The sequence below is a fragment of the Salinisphaera shabanensis E1L3A genome, assembly GCF_000215955.2.
GTDB classification, from domain to species: domain Bacteria; phylum Pseudomonadota; class Gammaproteobacteria; order Nevskiales; family Salinisphaeraceae; genus Salinisphaera; species Salinisphaera shabanensis.
Window position 1 is genome coordinate 55,153 of the sequence record NZ_AFNV02000011.1, and the last position, 24,902, is coordinate 80,054.

At 62.3% G+C, this 24,902-nt stretch carries 21 protein-coding genes; 4 read left to right on the forward strand and 17 right to left on the reverse strand.

Features of this window, described 5'->3' with window-relative positions:
- Nucleotides 1-85: 85 nt before the first annotated feature.
- On the forward strand, nt 86-1,102 hold the full coding sequence (locus SSPSH_RS08490) for an alcohol dehydrogenase (RefSeq protein WP_006914803.1): 1,017 nt from the start codon (nt 86-88) through the stop codon (nt 1,100-1,102).
- 34 nt (nt 1,103-1,136) lie between these two features.
- Here SSPSH_RS08490 and SSPSH_RS08495 read toward each other — a convergent pair whose 3' ends face one another.
- The gene (locus SSPSH_RS08495) at nt 1,137-1,553 is read right to left on the reverse strand and encodes a hypothetical protein (protein ID WP_006914804.1); all 417 of its coding nucleotides are present in this window, start codon (nt 1,551-1,553) and stop codon (nt 1,137-1,139) included.
- Between the two features lie 189 nt (nt 1,554-1,742).
- Here SSPSH_RS08495 and htpG point away from each other — a divergent pair, with 189 nt between their 5' ends.
- From htpG to SSPSH_RS08510, 3 genes are all read left to right on the forward strand, one after another.
- Nucleotides 1,743-3,662: a molecular chaperone HtpG gene (htpG, locus tag SSPSH_RS08500; protein WP_006914805.1), complete on the forward strand. Its 1,920-nt coding sequence runs from the start codon at nt 1,743-1,745 to the stop codon at nt 3,660-3,662.
- A gap of 161 nt (nt 3,663-3,823) precedes the next feature.
- A complete protein-coding gene (locus tag SSPSH_RS08505) occupies nt 3,824-4,396 on the forward strand; it encodes a hypothetical protein (protein WP_006914806.1) in 573 nt (190 codons plus the stop codon).
- 6 nt (nt 4,397-4,402) lie between these two features.
- Nucleotides 4,403-4,897 carry a DUF2489 domain-containing protein gene (locus SSPSH_RS08510; protein WP_021031607.1) on the forward strand — a complete coding sequence of 165 codons (495 nt, stop codon included), beginning with the start codon at nt 4,403-4,405 and terminating at the stop codon, nt 4,895-4,897.
- A 413-nt stretch (nt 4,898-5,310) separates the two neighbouring features.
- Here the strand turns inward: SSPSH_RS08510 and ggt are convergent, their stop codons facing one another.
- The 16 genes from ggt to SSPSH_RS19875 form a co-directional block, all read right to left on the reverse strand.
- Nucleotides 5,311-7,074 (reverse strand): gamma-glutamyltransferase, encoded by a 1,764-nt coding sequence (gene ggt, locus SSPSH_RS08515; RefSeq protein WP_006914808.1) that lies wholly within the window; start codon nt 7,072-7,074, stop codon nt 5,311-5,313.
- A gap of 53 nt (nt 7,075-7,127) precedes the next feature.
- Nucleotides 7,128-7,622, reverse strand: coding sequence for a pantetheine-phosphate adenylyltransferase (gene coaD / locus SSPSH_RS08520; RefSeq protein ID WP_006914809.1), 495 nt, complete (start codon nt 7,620-7,622; stop codon nt 7,128-7,130).
- A 109-nt stretch (nt 7,623-7,731) separates the two neighbouring features.
- Nucleotides 7,732-8,364, reverse strand: coding sequence for a 16S rRNA (guanine(966)-N(2))-methyltransferase RsmD (gene rsmD / locus SSPSH_RS08525; protein WP_006914810.1), 633 nt, complete (start codon nt 8,362-8,364; stop codon nt 7,732-7,734).
- A gap of 25 nt (nt 8,365-8,389) precedes the next feature.
- Nucleotides 8,390-9,856 carry a metalloprotease TldD gene (gene tldD / locus SSPSH_RS08530; RefSeq protein ID WP_006914811.1) on the reverse strand — a complete coding sequence of 489 codons (1,467 nt, stop codon included), beginning with the start codon at nt 9,854-9,856 and terminating at the stop codon, nt 8,390-8,392.
- 53 nt (nt 9,857-9,909) lie between these two features.
- The gene (locus SSPSH_RS08535; protein ID WP_006914812.1) at nt 9,910-10,884 is read right to left on the reverse strand and encodes a quinone oxidoreductase family protein; all 975 of its coding nucleotides are present in this window, start codon (nt 10,882-10,884) and stop codon (nt 9,910-9,912) included.
- A gap of 51 nt (nt 10,885-10,935) precedes the next feature.
- Nucleotides 10,936-11,784, reverse strand: a complete 849-nt coding sequence (locus SSPSH_RS08540) for a carbon-nitrogen hydrolase family protein (RefSeq protein ID WP_006914813.1) — start codon at nt 11,782-11,784, stop codon at nt 10,936-10,938.
- 22 nt (nt 11,785-11,806) lie between these two features.
- Nucleotides 11,807-15,634, reverse strand: a complete 3,828-nt coding sequence (locus SSPSH_RS08545) for a YhdP family protein (protein WP_021031608.1) — start codon at nt 15,632-15,634, stop codon at nt 11,807-11,809.
- A 308-nt stretch (nt 15,635-15,942) separates the two neighbouring features.
- On the reverse strand, nt 15,943-17,442 hold the full coding sequence (locus SSPSH_RS08550) for an Rne/Rng family ribonuclease (RefSeq protein WP_006914815.1): 1,500 nt from the start codon (nt 17,440-17,442) through the stop codon (nt 15,943-15,945).
- 123 nt (nt 17,443-17,565) lie between these two features.
- Complete coding sequence (gene rlmH, locus SSPSH_RS08555; RefSeq protein ID WP_006914817.1) at nt 17,566-18,039, reverse strand: 23S rRNA (pseudouridine(1915)-N(3))-methyltransferase RlmH; 474 nt, start codon at nt 18,037-18,039, stop codon at nt 17,566-17,568.
- An 18-nt stretch (nt 18,040-18,057) separates the two neighbouring features.
- The gene (gene rsfS, locus SSPSH_RS08560; protein ID WP_006914818.1) at nt 18,058-18,450 is read right to left on the reverse strand and encodes a ribosome silencing factor; all 393 of its coding nucleotides are present in this window, start codon (nt 18,448-18,450) and stop codon (nt 18,058-18,060) included.
- Nucleotides 18,447-19,112, reverse strand: coding sequence for a nicotinate-nucleotide adenylyltransferase (nadD, locus tag SSPSH_RS08565; protein ID WP_006914819.1), 666 nt, complete (start codon nt 19,110-19,112; stop codon nt 18,447-18,449). Before nadD ends, rsfS begins: the two co-directional genes overlap by 4 nt.
- Nucleotides 19,113-19,137: 25 nt before the next feature.
- On the reverse strand, nt 19,138-20,373 hold the full coding sequence (locus SSPSH_RS08570) for a glutamate-5-semialdehyde dehydrogenase (RefSeq protein WP_420852597.1): 1,236 nt from the start codon (nt 20,371-20,373) through the stop codon (nt 19,138-19,140).
- Nucleotides 20,374-20,450: 77 nt separating this feature from the next.
- Nucleotides 20,451-21,494 carry a DNA polymerase III subunit delta gene (holA, locus tag SSPSH_RS08575; protein ID WP_006914821.1) on the reverse strand — a complete coding sequence of 348 codons (1,044 nt, stop codon included), beginning with the start codon at nt 21,492-21,494 and terminating at the stop codon, nt 20,451-20,453.
- Between the two features lie 107 nt (nt 21,495-21,601).
- The gene (speD, locus tag SSPSH_RS08580; RefSeq protein WP_006914823.1) at nt 21,602-22,384 is read right to left on the reverse strand and encodes an adenosylmethionine decarboxylase; all 783 of its coding nucleotides are present in this window, start codon (nt 22,382-22,384) and stop codon (nt 21,602-21,604) included.
- A gap of 179 nt (nt 22,385-22,563) precedes the next feature.
- Nucleotides 22,564-22,980: an OsmC family protein gene (locus tag SSPSH_RS08585; RefSeq protein ID WP_006914824.1), complete on the reverse strand. Its 417-nt coding sequence runs from the start codon at nt 22,978-22,980 to the stop codon at nt 22,564-22,566.
- A gap of 204 nt (nt 22,981-23,184) precedes the next feature.
- Nucleotides 23,185-24,468, reverse strand: coding sequence for a thrombospondin type 3 repeat-containing protein (locus tag SSPSH_RS19875; protein ID WP_006914825.1), 1,284 nt, complete (start codon nt 24,466-24,468; stop codon nt 23,185-23,187).
- Nucleotides 24,469-24,902 lie beyond the last annotated feature (434 nt).

Sequence of the window (24,902 nt, forward strand, 5' to 3'; positions counted from 1 at the left end):
TATGCAGATGTGCGCGTGAACATGCGCTCGCCGCGCGCGGTGGTATGGTCGATAGCGTTCAGCCAAACCACAGGAGTTGGGTGTCATGGCGCAAATGAAGGTAGCTCAGATCAGCACGGCCGGCGGCGATTTCGAATTGGTCGATCGCAACATTCCCGATCCCGGTCCGGACCAGGTTCGTGTGAAGATCGAAGCCTGCGGCATCTGTCATTCCGATGCGTTCGTCAAGGACGGCGGTTTTCCGGGGCTCGATTACCCGCGCGTGCCCGGTCACGAAGTGGCTGGGGTGATCGACGCCATCGGCGATAATGTCGACCACTGGCAGGCCGGCCAGCGCGTGGGCGTCGGCTGGCACGGCGGTCATTGTTTCGCCTGCGATTCCTGCCGGCGCGGCGATTTCGTCACCTGCGCGAACCAGCAGATCTGCGGTATTTCCTACGACGGCGGTTATGCCGAGTACATGATCGCGCCGGCCGAGGCGTTGGTTGCCATTCCGGACGAATTGACCTCCGTGGCGGCCGCGCCGTTGCTGTGTGCGGGCGTGACCACCTACAACGCGCTACGCAACTCGGGCGCGCAGCCGGGCGATATCGTGGCCGTGCTCGGTGTCGGCGGCCTCGGCCACCTGGGTGTGCAGTACGCGAATGCCATGGGCTTTCATACCGTGGCGCTCTCGCGCGGTACCGACAAGAAGGAACTGGCCCTCGAACTCGGCGCCGATACCTATATCGATACCGAAGCTGAAGATGCGGCTGATGCACTGCAGAAGCTCGGTGGCGCGCGGGTGATTCTGGCCACCGCGCCCAATCCCGAATTGATGAGTTCGGTTATCGACGGGCTCGGCGTGAACGGCCAACTGCTCGTGGTGGGGGCATCGCCTGATCCGATCGAGGTATCGCCGTTTCAACTGCTCATGGCCAGGCGCAGCGTAGCCGGCCATCCCAGCGGCGCGCCGCAGGATTCACAGGACACGCTGGGGTTTTCGGCGCTGCGTGATATCGAAACCCGAATCGAGACCTATCCGTTGGCCGAGGTCGGCGCGGCCTATGCCCGCATGATCAACAACGAAGCGCGTTTTCGGGTCGTATTAACGATGGACTGAACGGATCACAGACGGGCGTGCCGTACGCGACTTTCTAGAACAGCGATTGCTGGGGATCGGGTCGGCGGGCGCCGAAATGGCTGAACTGTTCGCAGGCGCGCGTCAGGTAGTTGGCGATGCTGGAAAGCGCGGTGATATCTGCAAAGCGCTGTTCGGCAACGGTTGCGCGTACGTTCTCGCGTTCGCCGTTGGAGGCGGCCTGTAGCAGCGTGGTGAGCATGGTCTGATCGACCGGCTCGAAGTGTTCCGGATATTTCCATTCGACCAGTTCGGCCGGTCGATCCAGCTGGGCAGCAAACGCTTGATCGTGTAGCAACGCGGCGGCGGTTTTCAGATCGTCGCCGTGGCCCGCCGCATGCTGGCGCCGTGCGAACTCGTGACAGGCCTCGGCATCGACGGCCGCCATGCCGGCCAGCAGCGTGTTCATCGGTGTTTGATCGGTATAGGCCATGGGCACGCCGGCTGAAAATTGAGAGCGCGCATCATCCGGACACGACGCCCCCAGTGCAAGGCCTTCATGTTGCTATGCAGTGCGTGACGCTTGAAAACCGGCCTCGCGGGCCGCACTGACGGCTATCAAGGCGATAGTTTGTCGGGTGATCGCCGCCCACTCACCGTTTCACAACCACCGAATACCGCCATGAGCGAAAACCAGAACACCGAAACCCGTGGCTTTCAGGCCGAGGTCAAACAGCTGCTGCAGCTGATGATCCATTCGATGTATTCGAACAAGGAGGTCTTTGCCCGCGAGCTGATCTCCAACGCCTCCGACGCGCTGGATACGCTGCGCTTCGAAGGCCTGAAGAACGATGCCCTGTTCGAAAACGATCCCGAACTCAAGATCTGGATCGACTACGACAAGGACGCGCGCACCGTCACCATCGGTGATAGCGGCATTGGCATGACCCGCGAGCAGGTCATCGACCGCTTGGGCACCATCGCCAAGTCCGGCACGCGGGCATTCCTGGATTCGCTGTCCGGCGACGAGAAGAAAGACGCCCACCTGATCGGCCAGTTCGGTGTGGGTTTCTATTCGGCGTTCATCGTGGCCGAGAAGGTCGTGGTCGATACCCGTCACGGCGGCGAGTCGATCGGCGTGCGCTGGACCTCGGACGGCGGCGGCGAATACACGCTGGAAACCATCGATAAGGAAAAACGCGGCACCGAAGTCACGCTGCATCTACGCGAGGGCGAGGACGAATTCCTCGACGACTATCGTCTGCGTCATCTGGTTCGCACCTATTCGGACCATATCGCCTTCCCGATCATGATGCGCGAACAGCTGTCCGAAGAAGACGAAAAAGAGGGCAAGGAAGCCGGCTGGGAACAGGTCAACCGCGGTGCGCCGCTGTGGACACAGCCCAAGTCCGAAATCTCGGCCGAAGACTATGCCGAGTTCTACAAGCATGCCTGCCACGATTACGAAGACCCGCTGACCTGGACGCACAACAAGGTCGAAGGCAGCCAGGAATATACGAACCTGCTCTATATTCCCAAGCGCGCGCCCTACGATCTGTTCGACCCGAACGGCAAGGCCCACGGCGTGAAGCTGTATGTGCAGCGCGTGTTCATCATGGACGATGCCGAGAAGCTCATGCCGCGCTACATGCGCTTCGTGAAAGGCATCATCGATTCCAACGACCTGCCGTTGAACGTCTCGCGCGAAATCCTGCAAAGCAACCAGTTGCTGGACAAGATTCGCGCCGGCTCGGTGAAGAAGGTGCTGGGCTTGCTCGAGTCCATGGCCAAGGACGACGAAGAGCCCGAGAAGTACCAGACGTTCTGGAACGAATTCGGCCAGGTGCTCAAGGAAGGCATTGTCGAAGACCACGAAAACCAGGCCAAGATCGCCAAGCTGCTGCGCTTCAAGACCACCAAGGACGAAAGCGCGGATCCGGGCGTGTCTCTGGACGAGTACATCGCCCGCATGGCCGAAGGCCAGGACAAGATCTACTACATCACCGCGGATACGCTGGCCGAGGCCAAGCACAGCCCGCATCTCGAAATCTTCAAGAAAAAGGATATCGAGGTGCTGCTGCTCACCGACCGCGTCGATGAGTGGGTCATGGCCCATATGACCGAATACGAAGACAAGACCTTCCAGTCGGTCGCCAAGGGCGCGCTCGATCTCGGCGATGCCGAAACCGAGGAAGAAAAGGCCGAGCAGAAGAAGCTCGAAGAGGAATCCAAGGATCTGGTCGAGCGCGTCAAGAAAGCCCTCGGCGAGCGGGTCAACGAAGTGCGTGTGACCTATCGTCTGACCGATTCCCCGGCCTGCCTGGTGGCCGACGAGCACGGTATCTCGGCACATCTCGAACGGATTCTCAAGGAAGCCGGTCAGGAAATGCCCAACACAGCGCCGCATCTGGAAATCAACCCGACGCATCCGCTGGTCGAAAAGCTCGCCAGCGAGCAGGGCGAAGACGAGTTCGAAGCGTTCTCGCAGCTGTTGTTCGAACAGGCGGTGCTGGCTGAAGGCGGCGAACTGGATGATCCAGCCACCTTCGTGCGCCGTATGAACCAAATGCTGTTGGCGGTCTCCAAGGGCGCGGCCGCGTAGGTGGCCGCACGCCGTACCGGTGCTCGCGTGGCCGGTACGCGCCACGCATAACGCCGATGTCAGTCGAGGCCCGCATATGCGGGCCTCGCTCGTTTGGCCGGTTGCAGGCATAGTGATTGCCAGATGCACGGGACGGGGTCGAGCAACGACAAGGTGAAAACATGACACGACATCATTGGACTTACGCGGCGCTGGGTTTGTGGGCATTGTTGATTGCGCCACTCGCTTCGGCCCAGAACGTGTCCATCGGTGGCACGACACTGGAGCTGGGTGCATCGCGGGCAGATACGCTCGCCATCGCCAACGCGCATTTCAATATCGTACCGGCCCAGGCGGACGGTCATTACATGCTCTTTCCCAAGCAGGGGCCTGTGGTCGTTGGTCGTGATACCTATGGCAAACCCGTGGGTACGCTCACGATCCGGGACAACCGACTGACCCGGGTCAGCCGCAATCTCGGCTCGTTTCGTAGCGAAGACGGCGAACAGGCTATCGAACGCCTGATCGCTGCTTTCTCGCGCGCGCCAAATGGGGGCGATACACCTGCGGTACGTACGGATACCGGCGTAAGCGGCGACGCCAGTACCTCACGCGTGTACTTCAGCTATCCGGATCGTGCGATCCAGATCGTGCTGTTTCGACCGAACAACCGTGCCGGCCTGTCGACGATCGATATCACCGAGCAATATGCCCTACGCCCCGGCCCTGTGGGCGGTGCCGACAAGCAGCGCTAAGTGGTGATGATATGGCTCGCCATACTCGCGGCTGTGGTTATTCTGGCGCTGGCCGGCTATGCCGGCTGGCTGTGGTGGCGGGTGATCAACCAGCAAAAAGAGCGCGAGACGCACAACGCCGCGGTACTGGCCGAAACCGAGGCCGACCTGGAATACAGCATCGCCATCATCGCCGATAGTCTGCTGACCGGCGAGTTGAATCTGTCCGAAGGCGCGATTCGGCTCAAGGTACTGCTCGATCACTACCATGCGCCCGGCGGTGCCCAAGCCGATTATCCGGCGATCTACAGCCTGTTTCTATCGACCTCCAACATGCCGCGCGGCGAAGAACGCGACGCCTGGCCGCGCAACGAAATCCGGCGTATGGATCGCGAGCGCGAAATGCTCGAGGTTGCCGCGAAGGATTCGATTCTCGATGAAGCCGCACGATTGCGGGAGCGTTTTGGCGTGCCAAGCGGCCGCGAAGGGCTGGCCTCGGCGCGGCCGGTCGATGCCGCCTGACGGATATCGTCTGCTAGCGCAAATCACGCACATGCCTCGCGGCTAAACGGCTAACTGCCTCCGGCGCATTGCGACGCCCAACTTGACTGCCTGCCTGTATTGGGCGCCGTTAGCACTGCGCCGGTGCGTGTAGTCTATTTGAGGGTCGTGAAAGCGATCCGAGTTCTGGCCGCATCCCTTCGACGTGAACATCGGAGTGGACCGGCGTAGCCGGCGCGGTGCCGGGTGTCTTTCGTGTTGGTTACTTATATTTGGACAAGCAAATATAAGTGACTCGCACAACAGTGCGAAACAAAAGGTCCGACAGACTCGTGAGTGCCGTAAGCCCATGGCTAGAAGCCCGCGAGCTTCGAGCTTGAACAGTCGAGTTCAACTCGCGGTTTCGCGCGCGAGCTCTATCACGACGTCACGCCTCATTCCGAAGTCGTAACTTCCTTGTCCCGCGATTCATGCTCACAAACCGGCGCCTGATCACCAATTGCCGCACACCCAATACCACGCGGGTCGGAGGCGGCATCCATCGTGCCGTCGGCCTTGTTCCAGATCACGGTATGCATATCGCCGTAGTGGCGATTCACCTTCTCGAACTTATGGCCGAGTTTTTTCAGCCCGGCCAGCGTTTCCGGCGACAGCGCGCCCGGTTCGTACTCGACATGATCGGGCAGATACTGGTGGTGGTAGCGGGGTTTGCCCACAACGCTTTCAGCATCGCCGCGATGCGTGAAGTCGAGCACACCGAGCAGCACCATGGTGGTGATTCGGCTGCCGCCGGGCGTACCCAGCGCGATCTCGCGGTCGTCGCCCACGACGAAGGTCGGCGTCATGCTCGACAGCGGGCGTTTACCGGGCGCGATCGCGTTGGCTTCGCTGCCGACCAGGCCATAGCCATTGGGTGCCAGCGGTTTGGCCGAGAAATCGTCCATCTCGTCGTTGAGAACCACGCCGGTACCGGCCGCCACCAGGCCCGAGCCGAAGGGAAAGTTCACCGACAAGGTGGCCGCTACGCGATTGCCTTCGGCATCGATGACCGAGAAGTGGGTGGTGTGATGGCCGTTGGCGTGATCGGCGCTCACGCCAGCGAGTTCGTTGCTGGCGGTCGCGCGATCGCTGCGAATGCCCACGCGCAGGCCCGCAGCGTAGTTTTTATCGGTGAGCCGGGCGATCGGCATATCGACAAAATCCGGATCACCCAGATAGACGGCCCGGTCGCGGTAGGCGCGACGCATGGCCTCTATGGTGACATGGCGGCGCTGAACATCATCAAGCGCGCCCCAGTCGAAGCCTTCGAGAATATTGAGCGCTTCAATAAGCACGGCGCCGCCGGAGGAGGGTGGTGCAGCGGAAACAATCTGGTATTCGCCGTCAGGGGTGCGGTAGGTCCCACGCACGGGCTCGCGCTCGACGACGTCGTAATCGGCCAGGTCCTGGCGGCTCCAGATGCCGCCGGCACTGCGCACCGCTTCGACGAGCTGGCGGGCGACATCGCCGTCGTAGAAGCCGTCGCGGCCGTGCTTGGCAATTGCTTCCAGCGTTGTCGCCAGATCGGGCTGTTTCAAACGCGTGCCGGCGGCGAGCGGCTTGCCGTTGTCGCCCAGAAACAGCGCGGCACTGGCCGGGTGTTTGGCCAGCTCGTCCTGGCGGTATTGCGCGAGCCGATGCATATGGCTGTTTATCTTGAAGCCGTCACGCGCGAGTCGGATCGCCGGTGCGAGGGTGGTGGCCAGATCGAGCTTGCCGTAGCGTTCCGCGATATGGGCCAGTGCCGCCGGCTCACCCGGGATGCCGGCAGCAAGAGCGCCGTTGCGCGACAGATGTTGCACGAAGTGGCCCTCGTCATCGAGATACATATCGTGACTGGCAGCGCCCGGCGCTTCTTCGCGCCCATCGATCATGACGTCGCGGCCTTGAGCGGCGTCGTGCAGCAGCCAGAAGCCGCCACCGCCCAGGCCCGAGCTCTGGGGTTCGACAACGGCCAACGCGGCGGTAACGGCTACGGCGGCATCGAAGGCATTACCGCCCGCGTCGAGCACTTCCATGCCGGCAGCGGTCGCCGCCGGATGGGCGCTGGCCACGGCCGGCACGGGGGGCGTGTCGTTTTGGGCAAGCGCGCCGGAGAGCGGCGCCAGTGAAACAAGCGCCACACAGGCGATTACACGAAGCCGTAAAGGCATGGGCATTACCGAACAAACGAAAGGCGGATCGTCACGATACCGCCTGTAATCGCTGAGCTCTAGCCGCCGGTCTTTTCGTGAAGCTTGTCGGCGACGAGGCTGGGCACAAGACCGCTGATACGTCCGTCGAGAAACGCAATCTCGCGCACCAGGGTCGAGGAGATATGGGCATATTCCGGCGAGGGCGCCAGAAAGATCGTATCCACCTGCGGGGCGAGATGGCGGTTCATCACAGCCATTTGTTTTTCGTATTCGTAGTCGCCCACGCCACGCACCCCGCGCACCAGCACGCTCACGCCGTGCTTGCGGGCGAAATCGACCACCAGCCCGCTGACCGGCATGACGATCACGTTGTCGACATCGGCGAGCACCTGTTTGGCCAGCTCCACGCGTTCCTGATGATCGAAGATCGATTTCTTGCTGGCATTGCTGGCCACGGCAACGATCAGTTCGTCGAACATGCCGGCGGCGCGCCGGATCACGTCGGCATGACCGTTGGTGATCGGATCGAAGGTGCCGGTATAGGCCGCGCGCACGTTGGGTGCCTTACTCATGGGTCACCCGTTTTGCCAAGGCCTTGGCCCAGTCCTGTTCTGCTGACCGCACGTGGTTCTCCTCAGGCGTTTTTCGCGCGCGTGCGGCTGCACGCTGCGCGAGCATGTATTACGAGATCAAAGATTCGCCGTCATCTTCGCTGGCGCGGCACGGCTGTGCAAGGCAATAACCAACCTGGCCGGCGCGTTTGTCGCGCAGGATATCGACACGACCGGCAAGCAGCGCAAGCATCTGCTCGCGCTGTTCGGCGGGGTATTCGAGATAAACCCGCGCATGGGCGGGCAATACGCGCAGTACGCGCTCCAGCGCCTCGCCGTGCAAGGCGGCGGCAAACGGCGGGTCGATGAACACGATATCGGGTGCAGGTGCGGGCAGCGCCGTGCTCAGCGCATCGGCTTGCAGCAGGGTGGCGCGCGCGCCTGAGTGAAGCGTATCGAGAGTGGCGCGTAACGAGGCGATCACCTGGCGATCGCGATCGACGAACTGTACATGCGCCGCGCCGCGCGAGAGTGCTTCCAGCCCGAGCGCCCCAGTGCCCGCGAACAGATCGACACAGCGCGCGCCTTCAATACGCGGGGCCAGCCAGTTGAACAGCGTTTCGCGTACGCGATCCGGTGTCGGGCGCAGGCCCTCGGCAACCGTCACTGGCAGGCGCCGACCGCGCCATTCGCCGCCAATGATACGAATCGACGTGGTAGCGCTGGCGCTGCCCGCTCGGCGCCGTGGCGATTTTCGCGCCATGTTCAGGCGCAAACCGGTGTTGCAATCATCCCTGTTGGGTGCCGCCGACGGTGATCGCGTCGACCTTGAGCGTGGGTTGGCCCACGCCCACCGGCACGCTCTGGCCGTTCTTGCCGCATACGCCGATGCCTTCATCGAGGGCGAGATCGTTGCCGACCATGGAGATACGTTCGAGCACATCCGGACCGTTGCCGATGAGCGTGGCGCCCTTGATCGGCGCGCCGATCTTGCCGTTTTCGATGCGATAGGCCTCGTCGGCCGAAAACACGAAATTGCCGGACGTGATATCCACCGAGCCGCCGGAGAAATTCACCGCATAGATACCGTTGTCGACCGAGGCGATGATGTCGTCGGGCACGCTCTCGCCCGCGCGCATATACGTATTGGTCATGCGCGGCATGATCGTATGCGCATAGGATTCGCGGCGGGCATTGCCGGTAGGCGCCATGCCCATCAGGCGCGCGTTGTGCTTGTCCTGCATGTAACCGACCAGACGCCCGTTTTCGATGAGCGTGTTGCAGGCCGCGGGACTGCCTTCATCGTCGATGGCCAGCGAACCACGGCGTCCATCGAGCGTGCCGTCGTCGACGATCGTACACAGATCGGAGGCGACCTTTTCACCGATACGGTTGGAATAGTTCGAGGAGCCGCGGCGATTGAAATCGCCCTCGAGGCCGTGGCCGACCGCTTCATGCAGCAGCACGCCGGGCCAGCCCGCACCGAGCACGACCGGCAGACTGCCCGCCGGCGCGGCTTCGGCATACAGACGCACGAGCGCGCGGCGCACGGCCTCGCGCGCATAGCCGGCCACGCGATCGGCGCTGTCGCTGCTTGCCGTGCCGAAATAGTCGTAACCCATGCGGGCGCCGCCGCCGGCACTGGCGGATTCGCGTACGCCGTTTTCCTCGACTTGGACCGACACGTTCACCCGTACCAGCGGGCGGACGTCGCCGGCCAGCGTGCCGTCGGAGGCAGCGACCAGCATCGTATCCGAGGAGCCGGCCAGCGATACCGTTACCCGCACCACGCGATCATCCGCGTCGCGGGCGATCTTGTCGGCGTGATGCAGCAATGAAACCTTGGCATCGGCATCCAGCGTGCCGGCCGGGTCGATTGGCGCATAGCGCGTGGCAGCGCCGCTATCGCGGCGGGTGAGTGCGTTCACAGACGCGCTCTTGCCCTCGCGAGCGATCGCGGCCGCGGCTTTCGATGCCTGGGTGAGTGCCGGAAAGGCAAGCTCGTCGGCATAGGCGAAACCGGTCTGTTCGCCGGCCAGCGCGCGTACCCCCACGCCCTGAGACGTGGAGGCACCGGCGCTGCGGACCACGCCGTCCTCGAGCAGCCACGATTCGTTCTTGAGAATCTGGAAATATAGATCGGCGTAGTCCACGCCCGGTACCATCAACGAGCCCAGCGCGGATTGCAGCTGGCTGGCATCAATGCCGGCCCGGCCGAGCAGCGTATCGGAGGCGATATCGATTGCGTTTTTCATGGCGCCACATTAACACCGTCTGGCGCATTGTTGGTGTGGGCGCCTATCGCTGATCATAGTGTCAGAATCGTCGAGCCGGTGGTTTCGCGATTGGCCAGCGCCCGGTGGGCCTCGGCGGCGTCTTCCAGGGCAAAGCGCTGGCCGATCTTGATCTTCACATCGCCGGATTCGAGTACCGCGAACAGGTCGTCGCACATCATCTCGAAGCGTTCGCGCGTATCGGCATAGCCATTCAGGCTGGGCCGGGTGACGAACAGCGAGCCGCCCTTGTTGAGTTCGGCCAGGTTCACGCCCTCCACCGGTCCGGAGGCATTGCCGAAGCTCACCATCAGCCCGCGCTTGGACAGACAGGCCAGCGAGTCCTTCCAGGTGTCCTTCCCGACCGAGTCGTAGACCACCGGCACCATGGCGCCGTCGGTGAGCTCGCGTACGCGTTCGGGCACGGATTCGCGCGTGTAATCGATGGTCATCCAGGCGCCGTTCTGCTTGGCTGTTCCGGCCTTGTCTTCGTTCGAGACCGTGCCGATGAGATGGGCGCCGAGCGCATGCGCCCACTGGCAGGCGATCGAGCCCACGCCACCGGCGGCGGCGTGGAATAGAATCGTGTCGTCTTCGCCGATGGCATAGGTCTGGCGCAGCAGATATTGCACGGTCAGGCCCTTGAGCATGCCGGCCGCTGCGGTTTCAAAATCGATGGCCTCGGGCAGGGCGATCGCTTTTTCGGCATCCATGGTGATGAACTCGGCATAGGCACCGAGCGGGCCCTGTGCATAGGCTACGCGATCGCCTTCGGCGAAATCCTCGACGCCTTCGCCCACGGCATCGACCACGCCGGCGCCTTCGGTACCGAGGCCGCTTGGCGGCTGGGCTGGATACAGGCCTGTACGCACATAGATATCGATGAAGTTCAGTCCGACCGCACGGTTGGCGATCCGGATCTCGCCCGGGCCGGGATCACGCGGCTCGACGTCGACGAGTTTCAGGACTTCAGGACCACCGGTTTCGGTGAACTGGATCTGACGGGCCATGGGTGCTCCTTGCAGAAGGATTCGAACAACAATGCCCGTTTGTAACAGGCCCTAGAACAAACGTCGATGCGACAGACAAGGGAAGCCTTCGCGCAGGCTGGCGATACGTGTACGGTCGACCGATGCGATAACCACTTCATTGGCCTCGCTTTTGGCTTCGGCCTTGAGCTGGCCCCAGGGGTCGAGAATCAGGCTGTGGCCGTAGGTGCGCCGGCCGCTGGCGTGATGCCCGGCCTGATTGGGGGCGATCATCGTGACTAGATTCTCGATCGCCCGAGCGCGGGTCAGCACATGCCAGTGGGCGCTGCCGGTGGTATGCGTGAATGCCGACGGTGCGACCACGATTTCGGCGCCTTCGGCGGCCAGCGCGCGATAGAGCTCGGGAAACCGCAGGTCGTAGCACACGCTCAGCCCGAGTCGCCCGAAAGGCGTATCCACGACGTTCGGCGTGGGCGGGCCGGCCACGAAGGTGGCCGATTCACGATAAGCCTCGGCCGAGTCCGGCAGGCCGACGTCGAACAGGTGGATCTTGTCGTAGCGGGCGACGCGCTCGCCGTTGTCGGCATATACCGGGCAGGTCGGGTAGACCCGATCCGGCTCATCGCTTGCGAGCGGAATGGTACCGCCGACGATCCATAGACCGTACTTGCGTGCGGCTTCGGCCAAAAAATCCTGAATGGGGGTGTTCCCATTGCCGGCGCCATCGGCTTCGGCTACGCGCAGTTTGTCGGTTTCGTGCGCGCCCATGAGCGCGAAGTTTTCGGGCAATACGGCAAGCTGGGCGCCGCGGCGTGCCGCATCGGCGAGCAGATCGTCGGCACGAGCCAGATTGGGCGCGACTTCGCCGCGCGAGTTCATTTGAATGGCGGCCACACGGGGCATATCGGAATCGGTGGTCATGGCGGTATTGGGGTCGGTGGTGCTATTGCTCGGCGCTGGGCTGTTCGATACGCGGATCGTCCCAGCTGCCTTTCAGGGTATACGCGATGCTTGAGAATTTCTTGATCGGTTTCTTGAATATTTCCTGCATGGCGAATACGGCTGCGCCCACCAGGGGCCCGCCGAGCACAGTGCTAGCAACGGCAACGCCGCTACCGACCTTGGGCACGATGGTCACCCGTTCGTCGTAGTCGCGTGCTGCCAGCCCGATACGCCCGTTCATGCGAATTTGCGATGATGGCGTTTCGATACGGACGTTATCGCTATAGGCGTTGCCGTTTTCGATCGCAAAGTTCGCGCGTACGTGATCGAAGGCGAGCCCTTCGTCGACCACATCGCGAAAATCCAGGCGCAGCCGACGCGGCAGTACATACAGATTGACCAGCCCGAGCACGCGTGCCGCACCCGGCTCCACGGCCGTGAAGGTGCCGTTATCGAGTGCCAGCTCCACACTGCCGTCGAGTGAGCGCAGATCGAGCCCGGCCGGGTTTGGCGCGATATTCAGGCGCGCATGCACGCGGGTGGACTCGGCGGTCACGCTTGGCGGGTAGCCGAGCGAACGCAACAAGCCTGCCATGCCGGCGCCTTCAAAACGGGTCTGGGCGCTGGCATGGGTCTGGCCCTTGTCGCGAATCCAGCGACCGGTCGCCCAGCCGGCAAGCGCGCCGTTCTTGAGCTGAAAACGGTCGAGCTGCCAGCCATTGGGCTGGGCTCGTGCTTTTACTTCGGCCTGGCCGAAATCGGTGTCGTCGACCTGGACGTTGGCAACGAACAGGTCCAGATGCGGCAGATCGTCCGGATCGATCTCTTTCCAGATCACCGGGTCGCTTTCAGCGGGTGACGGTTCGGCCTTCGGTGGCCGGGTCTTGATCGCCAGACGGGCCAGATTGCCGGCGATATTCACGGCGCCGCCGACGGGTTGGGTCCAGGTGATCTGGCCCTGGGTGTCGGGGCCTTCGAAATCGACACGCCAGCCGGGGCGCGCGCTCATCGGCTGGGCGCGCAGATGCGCGTTCTCGAAATAGCGGCTGTCGAGTTCCAGCGCACCGATACGCAGATCACCCCCGACAAAGTCGAGCGCGGGCGCACTGCTTTTCGATTTTTTCGCCTGCTCTGTCGCGGCGGCGACCTGGTCGCTTACCACGGTGAACCAGCCGATGCCGTCTGCGCGATCGGTGCGTCCGCCAATCCAGATACCATCGACATCGGGCGGGGTGAGTGTCTTGTCGTTGAGCAATGCCTGGATACGGGTGACCGCGCCGTTGCGCAGGCGCACGGTCGTATCGAGACGGCCGTCGTAGCCGACATGAATACGGCTGGCATCGCCGGAGACGGTAATCGCGAGCGGTGCCGCGTTCGATGCCGGCTTGGCCAACGGCTCGGGCAGGTCGAGGGCAAGCCCGCGCAAATCGCTCCTGAAATCGATATCCGATACCTGACCGCTGCGCGCGACCTCGAAGGCGACCGTGAAATCGGCCGCGCCGTGGCCGTAGCGTAGCCAGGACTCGGGCAGATAATGGGCTACTGCCGCGCCATCCTGCGGCAGCTGCAGGCGCGCACGGCTGACGATGCGCTGACTTTCGCCCGCAACGGGGACGACATCGGCATCCAGCGCGACGCCGAGTAGATCGCCCTTGAGACCATGGGCGGTCAACCCGTGCTTGTCGTCGAAGTGCATTTTGCCCGTTATATCGGTGATCGGGCCGGGCAGCGCGTCCTGGCGCAGCGTGGCCCCGCGTGCCCGGACGTCGCCCGCGACGCTCGGATCACCCAGACCGGGCTTGAGCGGAATACGCAGGTCGATGGCAAGGTCGGCCTGCCCGGTCACCTTGAGCGCATCGACGATCTTGGCGAAGCGATCGCGCAGCGGTGACTGGACGAGAAACGCCAGCATCTTCTCGGCTCGCGCGTTGCGGGCCTCGCCGTCGAGCTTGAGTACCGGCTCGCGAACGTTGTCCACGCGCCCGGTTGCCGGACCGAGATTCACGTCCAGCATGCGTGCAGCCGCAACATCCACGCGCAAGTCGTCGCCGTCGAGCGTGAGCTTGCCACGCGCGGCCTCGAGCGGCGGCCAGTCGTCCTTGTAGGCGACATCGATATCATGGCCGGTGAGTTCAAGATGGAAACGCTCGTCGCCGCGTGGCTGCGCGAAGGGGAAGCGATCCATCGGCCCGCGCACTTCGAGCGTAGCGCTATCGAGCGTACCGGCAGTAATGGCCTTGGGCAGCCAGTCGCGCAGTTTCTGGTTGGGCAGATCCTCGGCCTGCGGGATACGCGCAAGCAGATGCGCGACCTGCGGCGCGCTGCCAGTGGCCTGTATATCCACGACCGGCGCACGGCCCGGCCGCAGCTGTACACGACCGCTGGTCTTGAACTGGGCCTCGGCGCTCGTGAGTTCGAGCTTGCGGGCATCGATCTGCCAGCCGCCGTTATGGCGCTGCCATGATATCTCGCCATCGAGATCGTCAATCGCCAGTTCACCGCGCAGGTAGCGTCTGGCAGCAAGCGTGCCGCCGGCGTTGTCGAACTGCAGTATGTGGGTCCCGGCCTGCTGGTAATAGCTGCCGGTCAACGGGCCCACGGCAAGTGCCGGGTCGTCGATGGACAGCTGGTTGAAATCAAAGGCCAGCTGTAGCGGCGTATCGGCACCAACCGTAAGCGCCAGATTATCTACGCGCGCATCGATTGCGGTATCTGCGAGCCGCGGAATGCGCAGTTTGGCCAGGCGTTTCGCCATGGCGACAGGCACATGACGGGCATCGATACGCAGGCGCGGCTCGTCGGTATCGATTGCGCCGGTCAGGGCGAACTTGTCGAGCCCCGGTGCGTCGCCGGACAGTGAGGTCATCGCCACGCGAATGTCGTCGGCCGTAGTCGTCGCCTCGGGCGATGGGTCGACGCCGGTGGCCTTGAAGGTGGTGGACAGCTTCGGCAACAGATCGGCGTTGGCCGTGTCGTCGCGTACCGCATCGAGATCGAGCTGAGCCTTGGCATGGACCAAGTGCCCCTGTTGCCAGCGGCCGTTGATATCGGCCGACAGGCGACCGCCCGAGAGCTGGTTAAAAAGCGCGGCATCGATAGCTTGAGCGCTATGGGCGAGCGCGGGTGTGTCGAGTCCATCCACGGTGAATTCGAAGTCGGCATCGTCTATGGCGGGCAGCCGCCCGGAAAAACGCGCCTTGCCGTCGGCCTGCTTCAGCCAGTCCGGGCCGTCGAGATTGAAACGCAGGGCATAGCTGTCGTTGCCGCGATGGGCGATATGGGCATCGAGACGCTCGATACGCGCGCGCCCGTCCGGCAGCGCTTCGTCGAGCAGGGTGATATCGGCATCGCTGATGGTGGCGGTATGCAGCAGGGCCAGGCGCTCGTTGATGGTGTCCCAGTCCAGCGGTTCGTCGTCCGGGCGCGACCAGTATTCGAGTTGCGGGCGGCCGTCGTCGCCGCGGCGTACCGCGACCGTTGGCTGTTCCAGCACCAGTCCATCGGGCAGGCGTTTGCCGTCGATGAGATCGGTAAAGGAAAAATGCAGGCCAAGGCTTGCGAGCGTAACCGCGGGCTTATCGAAGCCGTGACGGGTCACGCGTACGTCGGCCAGCTCCAGCAATGGCCCAGTCCATTGCCAGCGCAGTTCGATCGCGTCGATCTGGATATCAGCATCGATACGCCGGCCGATACGTTCAGCCAGCGCCTCGCGATAGCTGGGTACGAGATGATCGATCAAGCGCACGCCGCCCACCAGCAGCCCGGCCAGGATGACGAGGCTGGCGACGGTAACCACCAGCGCGCGTTTGATGATCGTCGTGCTAGCCATGCGCATCCGGCGCACGGTTCAAGATGGCGGCGGGTGTGTGTAGTGGCTCACGATGCGCAGCCGCAAGCCGAGGTCCGCGCGATCCGTACCGGTTTGAACAGAAATTGGCAAAGCGCGTAGCGGGCATGAACGTGTCGGGCAGCGATCAGACGGATGCGATGGTGTTCCGACACACGCGCGCGGTCAGGGTTCGCGATGAGTCGGTTGCGGCACGGTCTTGGCCGGGGGCCGCAGCGCAGCGTTATCGACCCCTCACGAACTGCCGGCCCCGGGGCCGATCGTGTGCAGGCGTCGTATACCAACACAGCTTACATCACCACCAGATCGAACTGTTCCGGTGTGTAGAGCGATTCGGACTGCAGGCGCACCGGCAGACCGGTGTTGGTACACACCTCGTGGAAGGCGCCCGAAAGCTCGTCGAGCAGCAAACCAATGATATCGGGCGAGGCCAGAATCAGCAGTTCCTCGACGCGTTGACTGTGCGCGATCCGCGTCATTTCGCGAAACAGCCCGAAGCACACGGTCTCGCCTGTCTTGACGAAGCCACGGCCCTGGCAGGTTTCGCAGGCGTGGCACATGAGCTGCTGCAATGATTCGCGGGTACGCTTGCGCGTGACTTCGACCAGCCCGAGCGGCGAGATCGCGCCGACGCTCGTTTTGGCCGGATCGGCATCGAGCGCGGCGCGCAGCGCGGTGAGGACCTGGGCCTTGTGGTCGGCGTCGACCATGTCGATGAAATCGATCACGATGATGCCACCGAGATTGCGCAGCCGTAGCTGGCGCGCGACGGTGTTGGCGGCCTCGATATTGGTACGCAAGACGGTCTGTTCGAGGCTGCGCGTGCCGACATAGCCGCCGGTGTTCACATCGACGGTGACCATGGCCTCGGTCTGTTCGATGATCAGGAAACCGCCGGAGCGCAGCGGCACCTTCGGCGCCAGCGCGCGCTCGATGGCTTCTTCGACACCGTATTGAGAGAACAGCGGTACCGGTTTGGTGTAATGCAGGGTGCGCTCGGTGAATTCGGGTGCGAAACGCTGGGTAAAGCCGGTCATCTCCTGCCAGGCAGCTTCGTCGTCGATCGTGATCGCTGCGACTTCAGGCGTGAGCATGTCGCGCAGCATGCGAATCGGCAGGGCGAGATCGCCGTATAGCAGGGTTTCCGGGGGCACCGTGCGGCTCTGGGTGAGTATGTCGTTCCACACCGTGGCGAGAAAACGCATATCCGCGGCCAGCGCGTGATGCGGGGCGCCGTCGCCCACGGTGCGCACAATGAATCCGCCGGTCAGTCCCAGTTCTTCCCGAATACTCGCGACGGAGCTACTCAGGCGTTCGCGTTCGGCTTCGTTTTCGATACGCGCGGACACGCCGATACGCGGGTTGTAAGGCATATAAACCAGAAACCGCGACGGAATCGCCAGGTCGGTGGTCAGGCGCGCACCCTTGGTGCTCATCGCATCCTTGGAGACTTGAACCAGTATCCGGTCGCCCTGGTTCAGCCGGTTCTGAATTCTGGGCGCGACATCCTGCGTTTCGGCCGGTCGGCGAACCATGTCCGAAATCTGCAGAAATGCGGCACGTGGCAGGCCAACGTCGATAAACGCAGCCTGCATTCCGGCCAGCACACGCTGCACCTTGCCCAGATAGATATTGCCGACCACGCTACCGGTGGCATCGCGCTGAATATAGATTTCCTGCAGCACGCCGTTTTCCAGGTGGGCTGCCCGGGTTTCGCCCTGCGAGACGTTGACCAGAATCTCGATACGCGGCGATTCGAGCTCGGCCGCTGTCTGCCCGGAGGCGCTCACCGCGTGCCGCGCACAAGCGCGTGGATACGAAACAGATTGTGCGAATTCAGTGCCATACGTTCGATTGTCTGCGCACAGCATGCGCGTCTGCAAGCCGTCCGGCGCGCTTCGAGTGTGCTGAGCTCAACCGCGATGATAAGGATGGCCGGTCAGAATACTGTGCGCGCGAAACAGCTGTTCGGCCAGAATCACACGCACCAGCGGGTGTGGCAGCGTTAACGGCGACAGCGACCAACGCCGGTGGGCGCGCGCGAGACTGTTGGGGCCGAGCCCATCCGGGCCGCCGACGAGCAGGGCTCTGTCGCGCCCATCGGCCAGCCATTCGCGCATCTGGGCTGCAAGTTGCTCGGTTGTCCATGGCTTGCCATCGATGGCGAGCGCAATCACGTCCTGATCGCCGGAGAGCGCGTCGCAGATGCGTCGGTCCTCATCGGCGATGGCGCGTTCGGGCTTGTGGCTCTGGCCCTTGCGATTACCGGGTGCGATTTCGGTGAGTTCCAGCCGACACTCGTGTGGCAGGCGCTTGGCGTAGTCGTCATAAGCGCTCGTGACCCACGCGGGCATGCGCCGGCCGACCGCCAGCAGGCGTATTCGCATTGCCGTCGCCCCGAAAGGCTAGTGAGTGGTCGAGCTTTCGCCAGCGATCGCGTCCATGTCCCAGAGTTTTTCCAGCTGGTAGTAGGCGCGCGTAACCGGCTGCATGATATGCACGACCACGCCGTTGAGATCGATGAGCACCCACTCGGCCTGAGTCAGGCCTTCCACGCGGGGCTTGATGCCGGCGTCCTTGGCATGGGCGATCACGGTTTCGCCGAGTCGTTTGACGTGGCGTGCCGAGCGACCGCTACAGATGACCATATGATCGGCAATGGTGGTCAGCGCGGCGACATCAAGCACCTGGACGGATTCGCCCTTGAGTTCGTCGACGGCTTCGATGGCCAGCTCGAGCAACGCATTGATCTGCGGATCGCTGTTGCGGGCGGATTCGGGCTTGTCTTGTAGATTCATTGACTCGCGGCCGTGGCCGATTGGGACTGATAGACGCCTGCATCCATAATGTCGTCGAGCACAGCCGTGGGCAAGAGGTAGCGCGGACTTTCACCGCGCTGAAGCAGCTCGCGGATATAACTTGCCGAAATGACAAGCGGCGGCGGCATGTACGTATAGATATGGCCACAAAGCGTGCGATGCAATGCCTCGTGGCTGTCCGTCTGGCGCTGGGTCAGTGCTTCGGCGGCGGCGCCGTCGAGCTCACAGTCGATACCGGGGCGGTCGATAAGCACGATATGGGCGCTATCGAAAATGCGTTCCCATTCATGCCATTGGGGCAGTTTGGCGAACACGTCGCGGCCCATGATCAGACATAGCGGCGTATCCGGCATCTCGGCACGCATCGAAGCCAGCGTATCGACGGTATAGGAGGGGCCGTCGCGCAGCAGTTCGCGGTCGTCCAGCCGCAGGCGTGGCTCGTCGCTGACCGCTACCCGAATCCATTTCGAACGCTGTCCGGGCGATGCCGTGGGTGCGCCGCGATGGGGCGGGCGCGCGCAGGGAACGAGGCGCACATGCGCAAGCTCAAGTGCTACGGCCATTTCCATGGCCAGGCGCAGATGGCCGTTGTGAACGGGATCGAACGTGCCGCCAAGGACACCGACAGGGGCCGTGCTCAAAATAATTCTCCGAGAGCGATCAAGGCTAGCGAACGTGGCCGTCGCCGAACACGACATACTTGAGCGATGTCAGGCCTTCCAGACCGACGGGGCCGCGCGCATGCAGCTTGTCGGTGGAAATACCGATTTCCGCACCCAGGCCATATTCGAAGCCGTCGGCAAAGCGTGTCGACGCGTTGACCATGACCGACGACGAATCCACGGCCCGCATGAATGCCCGCGCCTTGGTCACGCTTTCGGTCACGATCGCATCGGTATGGTGCGAACCCCAGGTTTCGATATGGTCGATTGCCTCGTCCATGTGGTCGACGATCCTGATCGCGAGCACCGGTGCCAGGTATTCCTCGGCCCAGTCGGCGTCCGCAGCTGGCTTGACGCTCGCGCCCAGCAGCTTGCGCGTGCGCTGACAGCCGCGCAGTTCAACGCCGGCCTGGCGCAGATCCTGGGAGAGCGGTTTGAGTACGTCCTCGGCGATCGAGTCTGCGACCAGCAGCGTCTCCATCGTATTACAGGTGCCATACCGCTGCGTCTTGGCATTCACCGCGATGGCGATGGCCTTTTCGATATCGGCATCATCGTCGATATAGACATGACACACACCATCGAGATGCTTGATCACCGGCATCTGGGCGTTGTCGGCCACGAATTCGATCAGGCCCTTGCCGCCGCGCGGCACGATCACATCTACATGTTCGGGCATGCGCAGCAATGCACCGACCGCGGCGCGATCCGTGGTTTCCACCACCTGGACGGCATCGGCAGGCAACCCGGCGTCGGTGAGCCCGCGACTAATACAGGCTGCGATCGCCTGATTGCTATGGGTGGCTTCCGAGCCGCCACGCAGAATCGCTGCGTTGCCGGATTTCAGACACAGCGCGGCGGCATCGGCGGTCACGTTCGGACGCGATTCGTAGATGATGCCGATCACGCCCAGCGGCACGCGCATGCGACCGACCTGAATACCGGAGGGCCGGTAGTTGAGATCGGTGATGCCGCCAATGGGATCGGCCAGGGCGGCGACCTGGCGCAGGCCTTCGGCCATCTGTTCGAGGCGCTTGTCGTTGAGTTCGAGACGTTCGAGCAGGGCGGTGTCGAGCTCGTCTCGCCCGTCGCGCATGTCGCGGGCATTAGCCGCCAGAATGCTGCTGCGCCCGGCGATCAGGGCTTCGGCAATCGCGAACAGCGCGGCGTTTTTCGCCCCCGGTTCGGCGGCGGCCATATGACGGGCTGCGGCCCGGGCACGCTTGCCCATGGCCTGCATCTGCCGTTCGATACGGGTTTGCGGACTGCTGTCCTGGTTTTCGCGATCGCTTAAATTGGCGCTCATGACTTCTGGTTTTACTGGAAACGATTGGATACAAGGCAGGACGTGCGCGGTGGCTCGCCCGCCAGACCGAGGGTCAATGTTACCAGTTCGTCCCACGCGCGCCCGACGGCTGCGCCTTTGTTGACCTGATCCAGCCTGGATGCGCGGCGTAGCAACTCGGACAGCATGTTCGGATCGGCCCGTGTCGCGGCTTCGCCGAGCTGGCGCTTGCGCGCGGGCGGCATGAAGATCTTGCCCAGCATGGCATCCAGCCGGTTGGCACGCGCGGCAAGCGCGGCCTGATAAAGCATGCGGATTTCACGCACCAGCGCCCAGGTGATCGGTATCGCGTCCACGCCTTCGGCGCGCAGTTTGGCGAGCGTTTTCAACGCACTGACGCTATCGCCGGCCAGTGCTTTGGCGGGCAGGTCGAAAATGCCGAAACGGCTGTGATCGCTCGCGGCCGCCGCGATTTCGGCCGCTCCGATGGTTTCGTTCGGGTGCAGTAGCGCAAGACGATCGATTTCCTGGGCGGCGGCCAAGAGATTGCCTTCGGTCTGTTCGGCCAGCAGTGCGACCGCGTCGCGATCGAGCGCCAGCCCGTTCGCACGCGCGCGTTGCTCTACCCATTGCGCCATGCGTGCGCCGGGCAGCGGCCAAGCGTACATTGCCACTCCGGCTTTGGACATGGCCTTGTACCAGGCGCTTTTACGGGCGCTGGCCGCAAGCGGCGTAGCCACGATCAAAAGCAGCGTCGTATCGGGCGCGTTCTTGGCATAGTCGCTGATCGCCGCACTGCCGGGCTTGCCGGGGCCCTTGTCGGTGAGATGCAGCTCGAGCAGGCGTTTTTCCGAAAACAGCGACAGACTCGCGCCGGCGCTGGCCAGCTGGCCCCAGTCGAAACCGGGCTCGGCATGGAGCACTTCACGTTCGTCGAAGCCCTGATGGCGTGCAGCAGCGCGCAGCGCATCCGCGGCCTCGAGCACCTGCAGCGGTTCGTCGCCGGCCAGCAGATAGCAGCGGGCCAGGGGCTGGGTTTCGATCTGGCGCTGAAACTGGTCGGGGCGCAACTCCACGGCTCTACCTCGCTAGGGACAACACACGGTGTGGCCGATGAAAAAGATCAGGTGCACGAGCCAATATCTGCATATGCACGATGCGCGCCACGGCGTGCACGCGCGCTTTATTCGCTGTCGTTTGCGCCGTTGGCGAAATTGCGCCCGTAGAAGATTTCGTTGACCTCGGATTCGATTCGATCCGTAAGCTCTGCGGCTTCTTCTTCGGATAGGTCCGCCGCTTTTTCGGCGAACAGATAGTCGTCCAGCGAAAACTCGGTAAGCCGCATCTTGGTATGGAAGATGCGTTCGGCAAGCACGTTCACGTCGATCATCTGGTAACGGTTGCAGATGTCTTCAGGAATATAGTCCTGGATCGAATTGATCTCGTGATCGATGAAGTGCTTCACGCCGTCCACATCACGCGTGAAACCGCGCACGCGGTAATCCATCGATACCACGTCGGATTCGAAGCTGTGAATGAGATGATCGAGCGCCTTGAGCGGCGAGATCAGCCCGCAGGTCGAGACATCGATATCGGCCCGAAACGTCGAAATACCGTTGTCCGGATGAAACTCCGGATAGGTATGCACGGTGATATGGCTCTTGTCGAGATGGCCGACCACAGCATCCGGCGTGGGGCCGTCGTAGGCGGCTTCTTCGGCGATGAGAATGGTCACGCTCGCGCCCTCGGGCTCGTAGTCCTGGCGGGCTATATTGAGGATATGCGCGCCGATGATGTCCGAGACTTCGGTGAGAATCTGGGTTAGCCGGTCGGCGCTGAACATGTCGTCGAGATAGGCGACATACGCCTTCTTCTGCTCTTGCGTACGCGCATGGCAGATGTCGTAGATGTTGAACGACAGCGACTTGGTCAGATTGTTGAAGCCGTGCAGGCGCAGTTTTTCCATGGCGAATTCAATGGGGGTGCGGTGTAAGCCTGAGCGGTCGAGTTCAACGTGGGCTGGCTGCCGATTTCAGCACGTCGCGCCCTGTGCTGCGTTATTCGACCGGGTTCAATAGGCGATGAAATGGCGCAGTATCCGCGCCCGAGCGCGCACGTCAAGCGTAACGGGCGCGCATCACTCGATCAGCCGGCTTCGATCGTGTAATCGTGCGTGATGTTCACACTCGACTGCAGCATGATCGAGGCTGAACAGTACTTCTCGGCCGACAGTTGCACGGCGCGTGCGACATGCTTTTCGTTGAGGTTCTCGCCGGCGACGAAAAACTGCAAGTGGATATCGGTGAATACCTTCGGGTCGGTGCTCGCGCGCGTGCCGTCCACTTCAATACGGCAGCCGGTCACCTCTTGGCGCGACTTCTTGAGGATATGCATCACGTCCATGGCACTGCAGCCGCCCACGCCCAGAAGGATCATTTCCATGGGCCGGAAGCCGGCGTTTTCGCCGCCGATATCAGGCGGCCCGTCGATGGTGACTTCGTGGCCGCTATCAGCGGTCCCGGAGAACTGAAGCTGGCCCTGCCAATCGATAGTTGCTTTCATTTACGGTCGTGATCGTCGGGGTGATGGATCGACGATGGGGCCGCTCGAAGACAAAAAAAGTGTCGCCTGGCGCGTAATCGTTGCCGCGCAAGTGCGGCGCCCGCGCAACGGATACCAGATATCGTCGCGACGTGACGGCCAATATCTCTGGCGAAACGGAATCGGGGCGAGCATCAGCCCGCCCCGATCCGAAGGCCGCCTTGTTTACGGCTGGGTCGCTGTGACCGTATCCAATGTGCCGGTCTGCGCGCAGCCTGCATAGACATCCAGGCTCGACAGCACGCTTGCCGCGCCATTGAGACTGATCCGGATGGCGTCGTACGTTTCATCCGTTTCGAATGTAACCAGACGACGGTCATCGCTGGACAGCAGGCCGACCAGATCCAGCACCAACAGGTTGCTACTGGTTGCTTCGTCGACGAGCACGCCGTTGCGCAACACGCCGATCGTGATGCCTTCGATCAACTCCAGGTCGAGTAGCGAATCGGGCGAAGACAGCACCAGACCGGCCTGGCCGGGATCGAAGTCATCCGCCTGAGTGCTTGATATCGTGAGCGAGGCATCGCTGCCGCCAAGCAACGGAAGGCCTACGGGTACCGAGATGTTAGCGGCGTTGTCGAGATTGCTGTCGATCGCCGCACGCGTATTTGTAACGCCGCACAGCAAGCAGGTGGCCGAGGTCTGGGTCATGACCGTGGCATTCGGGTCGATGATCGGCGTAAACGGTGTACTCGGGTGCACGCTGCAGCTGGCGACATTGGCATTACCGCCGCCGTTACCGCCGCTACCACCGTTATCCGTACCCGGCGTCGTATCGCATGCATCACCCGTGTCGTCACCGTCGGTATCGGTTTGATCCGGATTGCGAATGGCCGGGCAATTGTCGTCGGCATTAGCCACGCCGTCGTTGTCTGTATCGCCCTGACACATATCGCCGACACTGTCGTCGTCGCTATTGGCCTGCTCGTTATTGGCTGCGACCGGGCAGTTATCGACGTCATCTTCCACGCCATCACCATCTGTGTCGTCATCACAGGCGTCGCCGACGCCGTTATGGTCGGTATCGGTCTGTAGTGGATTGGCGACCGCCGGGCAGTTGTCGATGCCATCATCGACGCCATCGGCATCTCCATCGTTGTTCGTGTCGCAGGCGGCGCCTATACCGTCGTCATCGACATCGGTCTGGCCACTGTTGCTCGTGAACGTGCAGTTATCCTGCCCATTCGCGAAATCGTCGCCATCGACATCGTTAGCGCAAGCATTGCCGATACCGTCGTTGTCGAGATCGCTCTGGTCCTCATTTGCAACAAGCGGGCAGTTGTCGTTGGCGTCGATGGCACTGTCCTGATCGCTATTCTGCGTGGTGCTTACAGGCGTCTGATCGGGCTGAGAGTCGCCACCGATATCGACGTTTCCGTCGCCGTTGCAGCCCACCAGGGCGATAGTGAGCAGTAGCAGCAGGAATGCTATTACCTGATTCCTTTTCATCTGAGTCCCCCTCCGTTTGGTACTGCGCATCGCACCATTGCGCGTGCACTTGGAAAAACCAAACCACAACCACATTCGACTTGTCACGTATTTGTAGCCCACTAAAAAGCTCAAGAAAATACGAGAGCCGCTTTATTTTGAAGGTGTCTCGAAACGCGGGCTTCATGCGAAAAAAAATTTTGAGAAACAATAATTTTTGATTCTTATTAGTTCTTTGTATGTAGAATAAAATGAATTTAAAAGACAGATATCGGATTATCAGTTTTAAAAGGGGGTTTTGTATTTTTCTCTATTTTTCCGTGAGCTGCGCGCGCAAATGGGCTTTGCTGGAACCGGCTCGATAGCTGGCTTTTTCAGCTGAGACAGGCCGCATACGGGTTTTTGTTTGGGTCGAGATTTCTGTGCGCCGGCCGACGTGAAACGCGCACTCACAG

Excerpts from the sequence above, each read along its gene's own strand:
- SSPSH_RS08490 (WP_006914803.1), top strand. The coding sequence starts at position 86 with ATGGCGCAAATGAAGGTAGCTCAGATCAGCACGGCCGGCGGCGATTTC.
- SSPSH_RS08495 (WP_006914804.1), bottom strand. The coding sequence starts at position 1,553 with ATGGCCTATACCGATCAAACACCGATGAACACGCTGCTGGCCGGCATG.
- htpG (WP_006914805.1), top strand. The coding sequence starts at position 1,743 with ATGAGCGAAAACCAGAACACCGAAACCCGTGGCTTTCAGGCCGAGGTC.
- SSPSH_RS08505 (WP_006914806.1), top strand. The coding sequence starts at position 3,824 with ATGACACGACATCATTGGACTTACGCGGCGCTGGGTTTGTGGGCATTG.
- SSPSH_RS08510 (WP_021031607.1), top strand. The coding sequence starts at position 4,403 with ATGATATGGCTCGCCATACTCGCGGCTGTGGTTATTCTGGCGCTGGCC.
- ggt (WP_006914808.1), bottom strand. The coding sequence starts at position 7,074 with ATGCCCATGCCTTTACGGCTTCGTGTAATCGCCTGTGTGGCGCTTGTT.
- coaD (WP_006914809.1), bottom strand. The coding sequence starts at position 7,622 with ATGAGTAAGGCACCCAACGTGCGCGCGGCCTATACCGGCACCTTCGAT.
- rsmD (WP_006914810.1), bottom strand. The coding sequence starts at position 8,364 with ATGGCGCGAAAATCGCCACGGCGCCGAGCGGGCAGCGCCAGCGCTACC.
- tldD (WP_006914811.1), bottom strand. The coding sequence starts at position 9,856 with ATGAAAAACGCAATCGATATCGCCTCCGATACGCTGCTCGGCCGGGCC.
- SSPSH_RS08535 (WP_006914812.1), bottom strand. The coding sequence starts at position 10,884 with ATGGCCCGTCAGATCCAGTTCACCGAAACCGGTGGTCCTGAAGTCCTG.
- SSPSH_RS08540 (WP_006914813.1), bottom strand. The coding sequence starts at position 11,784 with ATGACCACCGATTCCGATATGCCCCGTGTGGCCGCCATTCAAATGAAC.
- SSPSH_RS08545 (WP_021031608.1), bottom strand. The coding sequence starts at position 15,634 with ATGGCTAGCACGACGATCATCAAACGCGCGCTGGTGGTTACCGTCGCC.
- rlmH (WP_006914817.1), bottom strand. The coding sequence starts at position 18,039 with ATGCGAATACGCCTGCTGGCGGTCGGCCGGCGCATGCCCGCGTGGGTC.
- rsfS (WP_006914818.1), bottom strand. The coding sequence starts at position 18,450 with ATGAATCTACAAGACAAGCCCGAATCCGCCCGCAACAGCGATCCGCAG.
- SSPSH_RS08570 (WP_420852597.1), bottom strand. The coding sequence starts at position 20,373 with ATGCAGGCCATGGGCAAGCGTGCCCGGGCCGCAGCCCGTCATATGGCC.
- speD (WP_006914823.1), bottom strand. The coding sequence starts at position 22,384 with ATGGAAAAACTGCGCCTGCACGGCTTCAACAATCTGACCAAGTCGCTG.
- SSPSH_RS08585 (WP_006914824.1), bottom strand. The coding sequence starts at position 22,980 with ATGAAAGCAACTATCGATTGGCAGGGCCAGCTTCAGTTCTCCGGGACC.
- SSPSH_RS19875 (WP_006914825.1), bottom strand. The coding sequence starts at position 24,468 with ATGAAAAGGAATCAGGTAATAGCATTCCTGCTGCTACTGCTCACTATC.